The organism is Neisseria sicca, from assembly GCF_003044565.1.
In the GTDB taxonomy this organism is placed as follows: Bacteria; Pseudomonadota; Gammaproteobacteria; order Burkholderiales; family Neisseriaceae; genus Neisseria; species Neisseria sicca_A.
The window spans coordinates 25,470-42,587 of sequence record NZ_POXG01000005.1; the positions used below are offsets into that span (position 1 = coordinate 25,470).

General features: G+C 52.2%; 13 protein-coding genes. 5 read left to right on the forward strand and 8 right to left on the reverse strand.

Annotation, left to right across the window (positions count from 1 at the left end):
* Window positions 1–145: 145 nt before the first annotated feature.
* From DBZ16_RS10285 to polA, 6 genes are all read right to left on the reverse strand, one after another.
* Window positions 146–4,354 (reverse strand): translocation/assembly module TamB domain-containing protein, encoded by a 4,209-nt coding sequence (locus DBZ16_RS10285; protein WP_107813930.1) that lies wholly within the window; start codon window positions 4,352–4,354, stop codon window positions 146–148.
* 443 nt (window positions 4,355–4,797) lie between these two features.
* Entirely contained in the window at window positions 4,798–5,292 is a 495-nt protein-coding gene (locus tag DBZ16_RS10295) for a GlcG/HbpS family heme-binding protein (RefSeq protein ID WP_107813932.1), read from the reverse strand.
* Window positions 5,293–5,808: 516 nt separating this feature from the next.
* Complete coding sequence (locus tag DBZ16_RS10305) at window positions 5,809–6,294, reverse strand: hypothetical protein (RefSeq protein WP_107813933.1); 486 nt, start codon at window positions 6,292–6,294, stop codon at window positions 5,809–5,811.
* Between the two features lie 254 nt (window positions 6,295–6,548).
* Window positions 6,549–7,388, reverse strand: a complete 840-nt coding sequence (locus tag DBZ16_RS10310; protein ID WP_107813934.1) for a mechanosensitive ion channel family protein — start codon at window positions 7,386–7,388, stop codon at window positions 6,549–6,551.
* Between the two features lie 357 nt (window positions 7,389–7,745).
* Window positions 7,746–9,872, reverse strand: coding sequence for a hypothetical protein (locus DBZ16_RS10315; protein ID WP_107813935.1), 2,127 nt, complete (start codon window positions 9,870–9,872; stop codon window positions 7,746–7,748).
* Between the two features lie 45 nt (window positions 9,873–9,917).
* Complete coding sequence (gene polA / locus DBZ16_RS10320) at window positions 9,918–12,707, reverse strand: DNA polymerase I (protein ID WP_107813936.1); 2,790 nt, start codon at window positions 12,705–12,707, stop codon at window positions 9,918–9,920.
* A 192-nt stretch (window positions 12,708–12,899) separates the two neighbouring features.
* Between polA and DBZ16_RS10325 the strand changes: the two genes are divergently transcribed.
* The gene (locus tag DBZ16_RS10325) at window positions 12,900–13,400 is read left to right on the forward strand and encodes a hypothetical protein (RefSeq protein WP_009312451.1); all 501 of its coding nucleotides are present in this window, start codon (window positions 12,900–12,902) and stop codon (window positions 13,398–13,400) included.
* Between the two features lie 186 nt (window positions 13,401–13,586).
* Entirely contained in the window at window positions 13,587–14,249 is a 663-nt protein-coding gene (locus DBZ16_RS10330) for a PspA/IM30 family protein (RefSeq protein WP_107813937.1), read from the forward strand.
* 98 nt (window positions 14,250–14,347) lie between these two features.
* On the opposite strand, the gene DBZ16_RS10335 is transcribed toward DBZ16_RS10330, so the two are convergent.
* Window positions 14,348–14,785, reverse strand: coding sequence for a PepSY domain-containing protein (locus tag DBZ16_RS10335; RefSeq protein ID WP_107813938.1), 438 nt, complete (start codon window positions 14,783–14,785; stop codon window positions 14,348–14,350).
* A gap of 54 nt (window positions 14,786–14,839) precedes the next feature.
* On the reverse strand, window positions 14,840–15,184 hold the full coding sequence (locus DBZ16_RS10340) for a hypothetical protein (protein ID WP_070496498.1): 345 nt from the start codon (window positions 15,182–15,184) through the stop codon (window positions 14,840–14,842).
* A gap of 128 nt (window positions 15,185–15,312) precedes the next feature.
* On the opposite strand from DBZ16_RS10340, the gene DBZ16_RS10345 reads away from it, so the two are divergent.
* From DBZ16_RS10345 to DBZ16_RS10355, 3 genes are all read left to right on the forward strand, one after another.
* The gene (locus DBZ16_RS10345; RefSeq protein WP_019271530.1) at window positions 15,313–15,540 is read left to right on the forward strand and encodes a hypothetical protein; all 228 of its coding nucleotides are present in this window, start codon (window positions 15,313–15,315) and stop codon (window positions 15,538–15,540) included.
* A gap of 170 nt (window positions 15,541–15,710) precedes the next feature.
* A complete protein-coding gene (locus DBZ16_RS10350) occupies window positions 15,711–16,376 on the forward strand; it encodes a YqiJ family protein (RefSeq protein WP_107813939.1) in 666 nt (221 codons plus the stop codon).
* A 78-nt stretch (window positions 16,377–16,454) separates the two neighbouring features.
* Window positions 16,455–17,042 carry a hypothetical protein gene (locus DBZ16_RS10355; protein WP_107813940.1) on the forward strand — a complete coding sequence of 196 codons (588 nt, stop codon included), beginning with the start codon at window positions 16,455–16,457 and terminating at the stop codon, window positions 17,040–17,042.
* Window positions 17,043–17,118: the final 76 nt, after the last annotated feature.

Genomic DNA, 17,118 nt, shown 5'->3' on the forward strand with positions numbered 1-17,118 from the left:
CTGTCCGACAGCGCCCCTGCGGAACGGATATGACCGACCTGCCTGTCTGTCCTCAAGAAAAAGGAACGAGATTGCCGCGCATGAAAAAGGTCGTCTGAAAACCCTAAAGTGTGGTTTTCAGACGACCTTTTCTTTTTCGTCGGCGTTATTGCGTTTGCTCGGCTTTCTGTTTTTCCGCTTCTTCGATTTTGCGGTCGTTTTCGTAATCCGAACGGAAGAGCCTGTCGAAACGGATGGTGTATTTCAACTCGCCGCCGTATGAACGGCTGCCGACGCGGGCAACGGCTTGGATGGCGCGGGTGAGCTGGTACACGAGCTTGACCGACTGTTCGGCACTGGAAAGACCGTATTCGTAGCCCGCATAAAGGTTGTTGGTGAACTGTTTGCCGACGGTCAATACTTGTTCGGCGGGGTTGAGTTCGCCGGTTTGGGCGTTGCGGCTGCGTTGGCTGGTGATGCCCAAATCGTCCACCAGTCCGAGCCTGTCGTTGACTTGTCCGGCAAGGAGCGCGCCTGCTGCTGCGGAAAGTGCGGCATTGTCGCCGTCGCTGCCGCTGCTGGCGCGGTTGAGGATGAGCCAAGAGAGCTTGTCTTTTTCACTCATCGCTTCTTTGGCAACAAGGGTCACGCGCGGATTGTTTAGGCTGCCGAGAACTTCGACGCCTGCACCGACGGGAGAAAGACGGCGTTCGGCGCGGATGTTCAGGTTGGGGTTGTTCAACGGACCGACGAAAGAAACCGTACCTTTGGTGATGTCGAGGTCTTGACCGTAGGCTTTGTAACGGCCTTTGACGACTTTCACCGTACCGACGCCCTGGACGGTTTCACCCGGTCGGGAAGTGATGTTCAGCCTGCCGCCTATGGTGATGTCTGCGCCGTAACCGACGAAACGGATATTGTCGTTGAGGTTGAGCGTGAGGTTAAGGTTGATAGGTGTCACGGCGGCGGTTTGTTTTTTCTCTTCGCCCAACACGACGACATCGTCGTCCAACGAGGGCATGGAGGATTTTTGCGAACCGAACATACCGTAGTCGCTGTTTAACGTACCGTTGAGGAACACGCCTTTTTGCTGGTTGTATTGCACTTTCGCGCTGCCGGAGAGGCGCAGGCGGCGGTTCGGACGGGAAAGGGTGTCGTATTTGTCGAAGACGACATCCACGTCAACGTCCGGATCGGCGTTGGCAAGGTTGACCGAGCCTTTCAGCTCGAGCGTACCGCCTTTATGGAACTTGAGGCTGTCGATGACCCAGCGCTGTCCCTGCAAATGGGAACGTAAAACGCCGTTGTCGAGGATGAGGCCTTGGGTTTGGTTGCGGTAGTAGAGGTTTTCGCCGTTGAGCGTACCGGAAAGCTGCGGTTCGCCGACGCGTCCGCCAAGGCTGACGGCGGCATTCAGACGACCTTTGACGGTTTGTCCGACGGGCAGGAAGTTGCGGAAGACTTCGAGGTCGGCGACGTTGAGGTTGAGTTTGCCGCTCAAAGGCGCGGTGTCCATGCTGGCGCCTTGTCCGATGTTGACCGTACCTTCGGCTGTGCCGTAGTTGCTGGTGCCGTTCAAGGTGGCTGCGATGGTGGGCGAACCGACGCGCCCGCCTATGGTGGCGGCTGCGTTCAGACGACCTGTAATGCCTTGCGCGGTGGCGGGCAGGAAGGTTTTGATTGCGCCCAAGTCGGGGACGTTGAGGTTGATTTTGCCGCTTATGGGCGCGTTGGCGATTTTGTTGCCGAACTGCTGGCTGATGCCCAGATTGGCGTTGACGCTGCCGAAACGGGTGCTGCCGTCAAGCGTGCTGTCGATGCGGCCGTTTTGGAAACGGGTGCGCAGGGAGAGCGCGCTTAAGCCCAAAGGCATCTGTTTTTTCGGGTCTTTGTTCGGCAGGATGATGTCGCCGCTTTGGCGGTTGATGTTGAGGTAGCCGCGGGCATTTTGACTGTACGCCAAATCCCAATCGCCGCCGAGTACCAAGTTGTGTTCGACGGGGATTTTGACGAAGTTTTGCAGCTCGGTGATGTGCAGGCTTTGCGCGCTGCCTTTGCTGGTGATGCCGGCTTTTTTGTCCCAAACGAAGTTTTGCAGGTTGAGGCTGCCGCCCATCGCGCTCCAGCGCGCCGCGCTCATGGAAACACGCTCCGCGCCTGCTTCGAGGTTCATGCGGTTTTGCAGTTTGAGGTTGAACGCGCCGCCGATGTCGAGCGTGTCCACGCTGCCTTTCCACTGATTGAAGTCTTTGTTCAGACCGCCCGCCGCGTTGACTTCGAGTTTGTAAGGTTTGCCGTCCAACGCCATGCTGCTGCTGCCGTATATGCGGTGTTGCGCACCCGTGCCGTTGAGCGACAGGTTGACCGCATCGATGACGGTTGAGCCGCCGGAAAGGGCGATGTGGCTGCCTTTGATGTCGGCGGCAAGCGGACGGTTGATGTCGGGCGTGCCTTTGAGCTTGAAGTCAAGCATACGGATGTTTACGGCATCGCCGACACGCAGTGCGCGCGCTTCGCCGGAAAGGTCGGCTTCGTAGGTTTTCAGCCCGCCTTTGAGGTCGCCTGAAATATAGCCGCGCATGTTGAGCAGCCCGCCCAGTCCGAAACCGAAACGGGAAAGGTCGGGAGCGGTGATGTCGATATTGAGACGGTCGCCTTTTTTGCCGAAGCTGCCGTTAGTTTTAACGATATTGTTGCCCAAACGCAGATCGGTCAGCGCGCGCGGGAGATGTCCGGATTCGTAAACGACGTCGGCTTTGCCGCTGAGGGGGACGTTGTTTAACGTACTCGGCGCAAACTGCATTTTGCCGGCGAATTTTTCTTTCGCCAGTTCGCCCGAGAGGTTGATGGTGCCGTTGACGCTGCCGGCGGGCAGTTTTGAGTCGAGGCGGGAAGGATTGAACGCCTTGCTGGAAACATCGAGCTTGAGCAGGCGGTCTTTGAAAAGCTCGAGCGAACCTTGCGCCGTCAGTTCGCCGCCGTTTTGCGGCGCGACGCGGACGCGGTCGAGTTTGAGGGTGCGTTGACCATGTTGTCTGTCGGTAACAAAGGATAGCAGACCGGAAAGTTGCGCGTTGCTGCTTTCAAGATTCCAGTCCACAGAGGGCGAGGCGGTTTCGCCTTTGACGCCGATAAATCCGTTCCACTGACCGGCAACATTGGTGCGGACGAGGTCGTCTGAAACCAGGTTGTTCACATTAATCTTGAGCGCAAGCGCGTTTTTCACCGTATCGACCGTACCGGCAACATTGAACGAACCTTCCTCCAACAGCCCGATTTCAGACTCTTGGACGGTTACCACGCCGTTGTCGTTAATCGTGAAGTCCGCCAGAATATTGCGCACCGGAATGGATTTTGCATCGGCAAAACCCGCCGCCTTGTTTTCCAAGTCGAGCGAGCCGTCCAGCGCGATACCGTGCGTAAACGAAGGCACGACAGTCGCGTCAAACGTCAGGTTTGCCTTAGGCAGCGACGGCAGGAACGCAGTCGGATTGATGTTGAAACCCTTGACCAGCACCTCGCCGATCATCTTATCCAGCGAAGCTGCAAACGGATGCACCGTCGATTTCGCCGACAAATGCACATCGTCGCCGTCCAGCAGAATTTCAGTCTGCACGTCCTGCAAGCTGCCCCACAGGCGCGCCTTACCCTCTATCGTCTCGCCTTCCAGCTCGCCCTTCGTCTGAATCGTCGTATTGAGCGCAAACGGCTTCTCCAGCCCGACCACCGCCGAACCCGTCGAATTGCTCCACGGCGTATCGAAGGCTTTCAAATCCAAGCGGTGTTCTTTCTGATCGTAATGGTATGCCGCATTCAGATGGTCGAGATAGACCGTCTGCTTGTCAAAATTTTTGCCCACGCTGAGTCTGCCCGTTTCCAAACGGTCGACGAACACCAACACAGGCAAATCAATGCTCTCAGGCAGCCCTTTGGACGGCTTTTTCTCTTTCGGCGGCGTCGGCTTCGGCACGACCGCAATATCGCCCGCCACAATTTCAGTAATGTGCAGGCTGCGCTGAAACAGTTCGGACGGCTTCCAATCAAAACGAAACGCGCTGATTTTCACATCCGCCCCATCCGTTTCAACCATCCACTTATCGCCGTGAAACCCCTTAACCAGCGTACCTTCCAGCGTTTCCGAAGCAATCTTCACGCCAAACCACGACGGAATCTTGTACAAACCGAAACGCAAACCCGATTCCGTCCCCACCAGCCAAGCAATAAAGCCCGCCAGCGCGCACACCAGCACAACCAACGTCAGCAACAGACCCCGCAACCAGCGTCTCTTGCGCTTGGGCGGGGTGGGTTGTGTTTCAGACGACGTAGGCACACTGTTTGGCGTTTCTTGGGTTTCTTGGACTGCTGTTTCGGACATCTTGACTTTCTTGTATGACTTAACGGCTTCTCAGGACTCCGCCGCACCCGACGGAATCGACTTTTCAGACGACCTATATTTAAGAATAGGTCGTCTGAAAAAGGATAATCATATCCCATTGCGGCAAATTGTGCTTGGGAAAGACAGCATTTCAGGTTTCAGACGACCCCATATGCCCGAACGTCATGCTCAAAGCGGTAAAATGCCAACAAATGTATAGTAGATTAAATTTAAACCAGTACGACGTTGCCTCGCCTTGCCGTACTATTTGTACTGTCTGCGGCTTCGTTGCCTTGTCCTGATTTAAATTTAATCCACTATAAAAAGGTCGTCTGAAAAGACTGCGGGAGTTTAGACCCACATTTTCAGACGACCTCTGCACATTTCAACAACCCAACGCAAATCAATGAAAAGAAACGCGGCGGGTTGCCTCAAGCTGCGGCTTACCTGCCCGACAATACCGCCGCACCTGCTTTCGCGACGCTTTCGTCTTCATCGACCGAACCGCCGCTCACACCGACGCTGCCGACGATAACGCCGTTTTTATCCACCAGCAGCACACCGCCGGCAAAAATCACCAAACCATCATTGGTCACCTCAATACCGTAAAGCTCGCCGCCCGGCTGCGAAGCCTTGCCCAGTTCGCGGGTGGACATATTGAAATAGCGCGCCGTTTTCGCCTTTTTCTGTGCAATATCAATGCTGCCGATAAACGCATCGTCCATACGAGTAAACGCCTTCAAATTACCGCCCGCGTCCATGACCGCAATATTCATCGGCACCTTGATTTCACGCGCCTTTTTCATCGAAGCCTGCACCACCGCCTGTGCCTGAGCCGTCGTCAAATCGCCCGGCAGCGTTTTGGTCAAACCCGCCGAAAACGCCGGCGCACCCAATGCCAAAGTACACAACAATGCAACTGATTTTATGCCGCGCATAACTGTCTCCTTGTATTGAATCAATGAAAGGTACTGCACTTTTGATTGTATGCCTGTCGGTGGGAAGAATAAAGGTCGTCTGAAAACCTGATTTTCAAGTTTTCAGACGACCTCGGGTATATTTTGGGTTTCAAACACCGCGTGCGTGCGTACCGCACACACCCTACACCCGATGCCCAGTTTCAGTAGCAACTGTATTTTTCACCCCGTCAGGCAAAAATACCAAAACTCAAATCAAGCCGTTTGGATACCATTTTCGGCAAAGTAATCATTCAATTTCGTAAGTAGTCGGTATACATTGTAGCGTGGGCTTTGCCCACGATAATGTTGGGTAAAAGAGGTCGTCTGAAATTTTGAGTTTGATTCGTGGGCAAAGCCCACGCTACGGGTTGCTATTCTCTCTTGCTACGTTTTTTGCCGTAGGTCGGATTCTCGAATCCGACGGCTATTTGAGATGGCAGCGGCTGTTGTCGGATACAAGCCTCCAACCTGCGACCGGCTACGGTTTGCCCAACATTATTTACAACGCATCATCATCCGCGTCCGCCAAACTTTTTTGCCTGAGCCGTCAGTCGAAGAGTCACGGAATCTTTGCGTCAGCACGCCTCGGTTTAACGAAAACTCAAAATTATCGTTATAAATCTGCGTACCTTGCTCCGGCTCCTCTTCCCGAACGCGTGCCGTACCTGCAATTTTATCGGGTGAATAAATTCGATAATTCAGTTTCGTATATTTCGCGCCCCATTCCCAACCATTTAATTCAATTGATTTTTTACCTATTTTAATATAAAAGCCGCTATCTTCCGACACGTCAACATTATCCATAGCAGCGTTTTCATCATAACCCATGGCACATAAAGCCCTTATATGTTTGGGCGATACCTTCCCTTCATAATGCCCGGCCCATTTGCCTTGAAACGCTTGCGGAATATCTTGGGCAGCGGCTTGGAATCCAAGAAGGAGCAAACCGGCGGTCAGAACAGATTTTAAAGTGAGCGACATTATTTATACCTTTCAAGAAAGAGTGTTCAAATCAATATGAATAATACAGGAAACGGAAAGAATATAAAAAAGGTTGTCTGAAAACGTTTAGAAAGTTTTCAGACGACTTTGGGTGGGTTTTGGGTTGCAAGCACCGCGTGCGTGCGTACCGCACACACCCTACACCCGATGCCCAGTTTCAGTAGGTCGGATTCTCGAATCCGACGGCTATTTGAGATGGCAGCGGCTTTTGTCGGATACAAGTATCCAACCTACTACTGCTGGATGATATGCACGTCTCGCTGCGGGAAAGGAATATTGATATTGGCGGCACGCAGGTTTTCCACTACCTGCTCGTTCAACCCGAAGCGGAACGCGCCCAAATCGGCTTCGTTCGTCCACGCCCAAAGCGTGATTTCGATGGCACTGTCGGCCAAGTTGGTAATATATGTTACTGCCTCTTTGCCTTGGGTCTGTACGCACAAAGGATGCTCGGTGGCGGCTTTCAAGACGGCGGCTTTGGCGGCTTTCAAATCACAGGCGTAATCCACACCGACTACCACCTGCACGCGGCACAGCGACATGGAAGAACGATTCACGATACAGTTGCTCATGACAATACTGTTGGGCAGGATAACTTCTTCATTGTCGGGCGTACTCAGCGCGGTCTGCACCATTTTAATTTCGCTAACAAAGCCTTCGAAGCCGTTGACCTTGATGTAGTCGCCGACTTTAAACGGGCGGAACAGAATAATCAGCGCGCCGGCGGCAAAGTTGGACAGTTGGTCTTTCAGCGACAACGCCACTGCCAAGCCCGCACCGCCGATTAAGGCGGTAACCGACGTAGTCGGAATGCCCAGCTTGCCCAGTGCGGCAATGATGATCAGGATTAACAGACCGATATTAGCTACATTACCCAGAAAGCTCACCAGCGTTCTGTCCACTTTGGCACGGGTTAGCGCAGCTTTCATCAGGATGACGAGACGGGAGGCTATCCATCTGCCGACAAAGAAAATCGCCAACGCGGCAACGAGGTTGGTACCGAATGCCATGCCGGTTTCAACGAGACGCTCCCAGCCTGAGAATGAAGAGAGGTTTTCAAGATCGAAATTCATGATTTTTATTTATGGTTTAAGAATGGTGAAAATTTTGGATATTATTGGTTTTGCGGCAAGCCTGCCTATCTTTTCAGACGACCTTAAAGCTGCGTACCTGAACCGTATTGAATCCATAAAGGGGACCGCGCCCGTGATTGTATGCCTGTCGGCGGGAAGAATAAAGGTCGTCTGAAAACCTGATTTTCAAGTTTTCAGACGACCTTGGGTGTGTTTTGGGTTGCAAGCACCGCGTGCGTGCGTACCGCACACACCCTACACCCGATGCCCAGTTTCAGTAGGTCGGATTCTCGAATCCGACGGCTATTTGAGATGGCAGCGGCTTTTGTCGGATACAAGTATCCGACCTACGGCTGGCTAATCCTTCTTAATCGGCGGATTGGCATTAATCGGCAACGACGAGCGGGAAACTTTAACGTTTGGATAATGCTTCCGCATCAAGTGCTGAAACACTTCCGCCTTGCGCTCTTTTCCGCTCTTTTCGTAATTCGTCCCCAAAATCACTTCATCCACAATATCGCGTATATCGGCATAAGGCAGATAGACGGATTTTGTGGTTTGGCAATATTCGATGTTATCCGAACCGATTTGTTCGATTTTCAGCAGGCGGAATTCTTCCTCGTCGCGGAAAGCGAAATCTTTAAACAGATAGCGGATATATTCCAAAGCTTTTTTGTCTTCATTTTTGATCTTAGATAGGTTCATTAACTTCCACAACGCTGCTTTGAGCTCCTTAATACGGAACTTATGCCATTTTATATTTTTTCCAACAGGCTTTAATCGAATGCCGAATTTTGGTTTTCTTGCATTAGGCAGTAATATTGTGCATTTTTCCTTAGCAATATATTCATCGTAATAAGCGATATAAGCTACCTGATAAAGCGGCAGGTTTTCATCTTCTGAACTCACTACACCTACCTCCGCTGGTTCTTTTAAATATTCATTATGTTCATTTTTAAAACTTCTGAACGAAGCAGAAATATCAGGCTCTTTCAACCAATCCCCGTTTTTATTAAATACCAAGCAGCAGCCCGATGCTTCCACGTCGTTTTCTTTACCATACAGACGGAACTGGTTCAAATCGTTGACGCGGCTGGAGAAACAGGTAAAGAAAGCATTATAGGCAGGGCAATCTGCCTTGTTTTCCAATTCCAAATCCTGCAGATTCAGCAACTCCAACAGTCCTTCTCCTTCAGTCGGGTCATTCATATAAGTGGAGCTACCGATTCTCATTGGACTAACCTTACTACTGTCAACAGGATCGTTATCATCGGTTTGATCATCAGTTTTATCGCGGACAATCCCGAATAATCTTTCGCATACTGAAGGAGAAGTGTAATGAGCAAGGGGAATCGCCCCCAATTCCATAGGCGGGATATTTAAAACTGCCAGAATGGTAGTGATGGCGTTTATTAAATCTCCCTCTTTAGTTTCAAATAAATCTCCCTGTATTTTCTGTTTTTTCCATTCAAAATATCTTTCCCATTTTTTTTGAATTATGGCTTGTTCGAAATAACAACGGCCTAACCAAGATTGTGCATTGTTTTGTTCTTGAAGGCTGTTTTGTTTATCTTCCAGCTGCTCGGCAAGCCTCAATTGTTGCTGGTGGTGTTCAACTGCATTTCCAAGCAACTGTTCCGATTCCTTGCCTTTGGCTTTCTTCGCCTGCTCTAAATAGCAGCGGCCTAACCAAGATTGTGCTTTGATTTGTTCTTGAAGGCGGTTTTGCTTGTCTGCCAGCTGTGCTGCAAGACGCAATCGCTGTTGGAAATGCTCAACTGCCTGTCCAAATAACCGTTCCAACTCCTTGCCTTGGGCTTTCTTCGCCTGCTCTAAATAGCAGTGACCTAACCAAGATTGGGCATTGATTTGTTGTTGAAGGCGGTTTTGCTTGTCTTCCAGCTGTTTGGCAAATTCCAACGATTGCTGGAAATGTTCAACGGCATGCTCAAATAACTGTTCCGACTCCTTGCCTTCGGCTTTTATCGCCTGATCGAAATAGCAGCGGGCTAACCAAAATTGGGCATTATTTTGTTCTTGAATGCTGTTTTGCTTATCTTCCAGCTGTTTGGCAAATTCTAATGATTGCTGGAAATGCTCAACGGCATGCTCAAATAACTGTTCCGACTCCTTGCCTTTGGCTTTCATCGCCTGCTCTAAATAGCAGTGGCCTAACCAATGTTGGGCATAGTATTGTTCTTGAAAGCTGTTTTGCTTATCTTCCAGCTGTTTGGTAAATTCTAACGATTGCTGGAAATGCTCAACGGCATGCTCAAATAACTGTTCCGACTCCTTGTCTTTGGCTTTCATCGCCTGCTCTAAATAGCAGCGACCAAGCCCAAAGTGAATTTTATTTTGCACCTGAATATGGCTATCTTTATCTTTAATTTCATCTAAAGCCTGATTCAGCTTCTCTATCGCTTTATCAAATTTTTTGTTCTTGAATAACGCTATACCTTCGTTAATTAAACTCCAAACACTCATTACTTTATTCCTTTATCAAAACAATCTGTTAACCACCATGCCATCTCAATGCGCCTCTTCCCAATTCATTCCCACACCAACCTCCGCCACCAGCGGTACTTTCAACATCCCCTCATCCACTTTCGCCATAATCTGCGGCAGTTTTTCTTTGACTAAATCCAGTTCGGCTTCGGGTACTTCCAACACCAGTTCGTCATGCACCTGCATAATCAATTTGCTTTGTAAGAGGTCGTCTGAAAGCCAGCGGGACACGTCTATCATGGCGCGTTTGATAAGGTCGGAGGCGGTGCCTTGCATGGGGGCGTTGATGGCGGCGCGTTCGGCTCCGGCGCGGGCGTTGGCGTTTTTGTTGTGGATGTCGGGCAGGTAGAGGCGGCGGCCGAACAGGGTTTCGACGAAGCCTTGGGCGGCGGCTTGTTCTTTGGTGCGCTGCATGTATTCGGCGACGCCGGGGTAGCGGGCGAAGTAGCGGTCGATGAAGGTTTTGGCGGACAGGTTGTCTATGCCCAGCGATTTGGCGAGGCCGTATTGGCCCATGCCGTAAATGAGGCCGAAGTTGATGGTTTTGGCGTAGCGGCGTTGTTCGGGCGAGACGTTTTCGGGGGCGATGCCGAATACTTCGGCGGCGGTGCGGCGGTGTACGTCTTCGCCGTTTTGGAACGCGGCGATGAGGGTTTTGTCGCCGGAGAGGTGCGCCATAATGCGCAGCTCGATTTGGGAATAGTCGGCGGAAACGATGACGCTGCCTTGCGGTGCGGTGAAGGCGCGGCGCACGCGGCGGCCTTCGGCGGTGCGGATGGGGATGTTTTGCAGGTTGGGGTTGTTGCTGGCGAGGCGGCCGGTAATGGCGACGGCTTGGGCGTAGGTGGTATGCACGCGGCCGTCTTTGGGGGAAATCATTTCGGGCAGTTTGTCGGTGTAGGTGGATTTGAGTTTCGCCAGGCTGCGGTTTTGCAGGATGATTTTGGGCAGGGGGTAGTCGGGCGCGAGCTGTTCGAGCACGGCTTCGTTGGTGGAAATGCCGCCTTTGGCGGTTTTTTTCAGGCCTTTGGTGGGGATGCCCATTTTGTCGAACAGGATTTCTTGCAGCTGTTTGGGCGAGTTGAGGTTGAACGGCTGGCCTGCGGCGGCGTAGGCTTCTTGTTCGAGCTTCATCAGCTCGGCGCCGAGTTCCGCGCTTTGGCGGGCGAGTTCGGCGCGGTCGATTTGCACGCCGTTTCGTTCCATTTCAAACAATACTTGCGCAACGGGCAGCTCCATTTTTTCATACATTTCAAGCTGTTTGGCGTCCATTTGCGCGCGCAGGTGCGCTTCGAGGCGCAGGGCGAAATCTGCGTCTTGGGCGGCGTATTCGGTCGCCTGCTCAATGGCGACATCGGCAAACCCGATTTGCTTCGCGCCTTTGCCGCACAGCGATTCGTAGGTAATGGTTTCCAAGCCCAACCAGCGTTCGGACAATTCGTCCAAACCGTGTCCGAGATGGCTTTCGATGATGTAGGAAGCGAGCATGGCGTCGCCGGCAATGCCGTTCAGGGCGATGCCGTAGTTGGCGAAAACGTGTTGGTCGTATTTGAGGTTTTGCCCGATTTTTTTCAGGGCGGGGTTTTCCAAATGCGGTTTCAGACGACCTAATACGTCCTGCAAATCAAGCTGTTCGGGTGCGGCAGTCAGGCTGTGTCCTACGGGGATGTAAACCGCCTCGCCTGCTTGGAACGCGATGCTGATGCCGACCAGCGAGGCGTTCATCGCGTCTAGGGAGGTGGTTTCCGTGTCGATGCCGATTGTGTCCGCCTGCGACAATTTGTCCAACAAGGCGGCAAACTGCGCTTCGGTGGTAATGGCTTGATAATCCAGCTTTTCGGGGGCGGGTGCATGTTCTATGATTTTTTCAGACGACGTTTCCATGTCCAACGCCGCCTGTTCGCCTATCGTATTGCTACCGAACAAATCGCCGTCCGCCGCTTCGTGCATACGGCTTTCCGCTTCTTTCAGCCAAGTGCGGAAGCCCCAGCGTTTGAAATCGACCGCAAGCTGCGACCATTTCGGCGAAGTGCGGCGCAGGCTTTCGAGGCCGTCTGAAAGCTCGGTGTGTAAATCCACATCGGTTTTAATCGTCACCAAATCATACGAAAGCGGCAGTTGGGGCAGCGCAGCTTGCAGGTTTTCGCCGACCTTGCCCTTGATTTCCGCAGCGTGTTCCACCACACCGGCCAGCGAACCGTAGGCTTCCAGCCACTTCACCGCCGTTTTCGGGCCGCACTTTTCCACGCCCGGCACGTTGTCCACCTTGTCGCCCATCAGCGCGAGATAATCGCGGATTTGGTCGGGGCGCACGCCGAATTTCTCCTTCACGCCTTCAATGTCCAGCGTTTCGCCGCTCATCGTGTTCACCAGCGTCACGCGCTCGTTCACCAGCTGCGCCATGTCCTTATCGCCGGTGGACACCACCACATTCCAACCCGCTTCGCCTGCCATCGCCGCCAGCGTGCCGATAACGTCGTCCGCTTCGACTTGCGGAATGACCAACACCGGCCAGCCCATCAGCCGCACCAAATCCGGCAAGGCTTCCGCTTGCGGGCGCAAATCGTCCGGCATCGGCGGGCGCGTCGCCTTATAGTCGGGGAACATCTCGTGGCGGAAATTCTTGCCTTTCGCATCAAACACCACCGCACAATAATCATGTACATAATCCGCCCGCAGCCGGCGCAGCATGTTCAACACGCCGTAAAGCGCACCCGTCGGCGCACCATCAGGCGCGGACAACTGCGCCATCGCGTGATAAGCGCGGTAGAGATAAGAAGAGCCGTCAACGAGGAGGAGAGTGGGTTTGGACATGGTGAACCTGCTTGAAATAAGTGAAAAATAGATGGATGGATTATAAAGGAAAAGCTCGGTTCTCCCCATGTATCCGCAAACGTGTTTCAGCGCATTTTAGGGTTTACAAAAATAAACCATTTCAAATATTGCGCCTTGTCATTTCATCTTGTATATTTGCATACAAATGAATACAAACCAAATCAAATGAATATGAATGCGACAAACCGTATCCCCGTCAGCGTGCGAATTACTCAGGAAGACGCTGATTTTATTGCTGAATTAAAAATCGAAGGCGCGAATACGCCGTCTGAAAAAATCCGCGAGCTGCTCAAGCAGGCGCGTTTGGCGCATACGCAGACGCGCGATTACGGTTCCGCGCTGACGGCGCAGGAGCAGTTTTTCCAAGCGGCAAAACATGACGTGCTGCACGCGGAAAAGCAGGCGGGGGCGCATTCGCATATCGTGGCGCGTTTGTTTGAGCAGTTGCCCGACTTGGGCGCGACGCTCGCCGCCGACCTGCCCGAAGAAGCCGACCTCGACAGTTTGAAAAAATACGAACGCGAACTGATGTGGCGCATCGTCCGCCTCACCGACAGCATCTTGCAGCTCGCCGTAACCGGCAAAGGCGCGGCATACGACGATACTGTGCTGCAACAGCTTGAAAACACTTTGAAACTGGCGAAAATTGTGCAGCAGGCGGGCGAGGTTTGAGGTCGTCTGAAAAAATGGGGCGCATGAAATAGAAGTATTTGTTTGCCGCTATTCCTGTACAGGCTGCCATGCCCGAATATTCCGAAAACGCCAAGGTCTGGATTCCTACCTGCGCGGGAATGACGGACGGTTGATTACCCCCGTGCCAACTTAAATCAAACACATTTTATTGAAAGGAAAATCCAAATGAGCGAAACCCTATCCCGCAGAGTGGGCCGTCTGGTGAGCGGCGGTTTTCATGCCCTGATTGATGCGGCAGAAAACCTTGCGCCTGAGGCAGTCATGAACGAGAGCATCCGCGAAATTGAGCGGGCGGTGGACGAAGTGCGTGCCGAATTGGGCAAAGTGTTGGCGCAGAAACACCTTGCCGCCAAGAAAATGGCGGACGAAAGCAACCGCCACGAAGCCATCGATGCCAACCTGCAAGCCGCCGTAGCGGCGGGGCGCGACGATCTTGCCGAGGCGGGCATCGCCGAACAAATGGACATCGAAGCGCGTCTGCCTGTTTTGGAAAACACCATCGCCGACTGTGCCGCGCAGGAAAAAGAACTGGAGGGCTTTATCGCCGCCTTGCAGGCGAAAAAACGCGAGATGCAGCAGCAGTTGCAAGACTGGCGCGCCGCACAGCAGAATGCTGGCGCAGGCAAAGCGGCAGGCGGCAGCGACCTCAACCGCATCGCCCGTGATGCCGAAAAAAGCGGCAACGCCTTCGACCGCGTGATGGGTCGTCAGAACGCGGTACACAGCAGCACCGATGCGGCGCAGTTGGCAAAATTGAAGGAATTGGAAGACTTGAGCCGCAACAACCGTATTGCTGAAAGATTGGCGGCGTTGAAGGCGGGGAAATAAGTTTTCAGACGACCTCCTCAACAAACAAGGTCGTCTGAAAACGAAAAACGCCGCGCGGAGCTTGTCCTTGCGGCGTGTGGCGGAACGGATTAATCGAATTAATAGTCGATACGTTCGCTGATAATCCGCAAATCCGGCCATGAGAAAACGATGTCGTATTCGCGTCCGTTTTTGAAGGCTTCAGCTTTCAATACGGGGCGTCCGCGGCGGTCATCGGCTTCGATTTCGTGAACTTGGTAGCCGCGTCGTTCGAGAATCCGCATCACTTGTGCGCGTTTTTGCTCGAAAGACGGATCGCTGTAAATTTGGTGTTCGATGTAGTCGTCATCGTAATACTTGCTGTCGCGGTAACGGTAGTCGTCATAACGGTCGTAATCGCGCTCATAACGGTCATCATAGCGGTCGTCGTAACGGTCATAACGCTGCTCGTAGCGGTCGGTACGATAGTCGTCATCGTAATAGTCGTAAGGATAAGGGGCGGCACAAGCGGTCAGTGCGATACTGCCTAAGAGTAATACCGGTAAGAGTTTTTTCATGTCGTATCCTTTCGGGACGTGGGGTAAGTCAAATCAAGAATATTCGGAAGCGGATTATAAATCAACGCGTTCTTCGATAATGTTCAAATCGGGATAAGACATCACGATTTTGTATTCCAAGCTGCCTTTGTAGGCCTCAAATTCCAAAACGGGTCTTGCCCAATGCAGGTCGGTGTCGGAATCGTGGACCTCGTAGCCTCTGCTGTGCAGGATGGACAAAGCGCGGTCGTGGTGTTGCGCGAACGCGGGGTCTGTCTCCATACGGTATTGGGCGTAGTCTTCGTAAAGGTCGAAACCTTCTGCTGCAAGAAAAATGGCGCAAACAGCGGCGACAGGAAGCAGCAATTTTTTCAAAAGCGGTTTGGACGGTTTTGTATATTGCGACTGAGAATGTTTCATTTCGTTCCCTTTGCGTCTGTTGTCGGTATAGACATTTAAACACGCAGGACTTAGGGAAAAGTTAGGAGCGTTTTCAGACGACCTTTCTTTACGATACGCACAGGTCGTCTGAAAAATAGGGGAATTTCATGATTTTTGCCATTTTGATCGGTTTGCTAACCGCCGTATTGCTTTACTTTGTGATGTTTAAGGATTGGGACGAATTTGTCGAATGCGTCGAATTCTATTGCACACCCGACATTATCAGCGCGCTGCGGGGGCGGTATTGGGATGACGTATGGGCGGAAACCAAAATTCTGCTGTGGCTGGGCATCAGCGTGATGGCTGGCGTATCTGCCTATTTCTGGCTCGAATAGAACTGACGTTTTAAGGCTGATACGGTCTTATTGCCGCGAACGGTAAATGATTGAAAAAATATCAAAATAAGCAGAAAACACACCTACTCCGCCGAAATTGAGAGCAAAGAGATAGGTCGTCTGAAAACCCAATACCCCTTTGAAATGCAAGAATAAAAAGGAACACGATAATGTGGAATTTAATCAACGCCCCCGAAACCGAAATCTTCGGCATCGCCATCGCGCTGATGGTTTTGCTCGGCGTGTTGGAAGTCATCTCCATGCTGGCGGGCGGCATCAGCGACTGGCTGGACAACCTGCTGCCCGACAGCCTGACCGAAACCGCGCACGCCGAAGTCGGGCTGGACGCTGCGGACGCGGGCGTGTTCGTCAGGTTTCTGAGCTGGCTGTATGTCGGTCGCGTGCCGGTGTTGATGCTGATGGTCGTGTTCCTTGCCGTGTACGGACTGACGGGCTATCTCTTTCAGACGACCTTTGCCGCCGTGTTCGGCAGCTATCTGAACGGATGGCTGGCGGCAGTCGCCGTGTGGTTCATTTCGCTGCCGCTGGTGCGCCTGACCGCGGGCGGACTGTACAAAATCATGCCCAAAGACGAAACCACCGCCGTTTCGCAGGAAAGCCTGATCGGACGCATCGGCACGGTGGTATTGGGCGAAGCACGGGCAGGCAGCGCGGCGCAGGTGCGGGTGAAGGATGTGTACGGACAGCAGCATTATGTGATGGCAGAACCGGATTCCGACGAAGTGTTGAAACAGGGCGACGCGGTGTTGCTGGTGTCGCTGGAGGGAAATACGTTTAAAGCGATTTTGAATCCGAGCGGGAGTTTGGTGGATTGAGGTCGTCTGAAAAGATAAACGCCGGTTTGCAATGAAGCATCATTTTTATCAGATTAGAAAAACAAAACGGGGATCGATATGGATCATTTGGCGCAACCTGCGCGCGATATGCAATCCCGCATCGAAGCGTTGAAAAACAAACTGCCGCGAGGGGTTATCGTTGTCGGCGACGGGCTGCTGTTTAAACATTCGTTATTTAGAGGTTTGTTGTTTCAACCCTTGGTTGCTTTCTTGTTCGACCTCATCGGCGTAGGCGGTCTCTGGCTGAAGATAGTGAAATGGATGAATCTATCGCTTTCAAGCAACATGACTTGGCTGCTGGCGATTGTACTTACGCTATGGTGGTTGTGGCGTGCGGAACGTTGGTGGTGCGGGCTGACGACCCGAAAATCAATTTATATTGATCGCGAAAAATTGATTATTTACGGTGCATTCGGACGCATCCGTTATCAAGGCGGACATGACGGGGCTTACAGGAAGTTTGACCATATACGGAACATCGTCGGAGTCAGTCTAATTACCGAACGCAAAGGAACAACAGTCATCTTCGGGCTACTGGGCTTAGGAAGACACAATATTTGTACAACAGCTTCCCAAAACGCATTTATTGAATTAACAGGTTGGCAGTGGTATTCAAGGTATAAGCTTGGTAGGTCGGATTCTTGAATCCGACGAACCGCTCCGCTTCAGCCGTATTGCACATAACCGAAATTGTCGGATTATTGTCGGATTCAAGAATCCG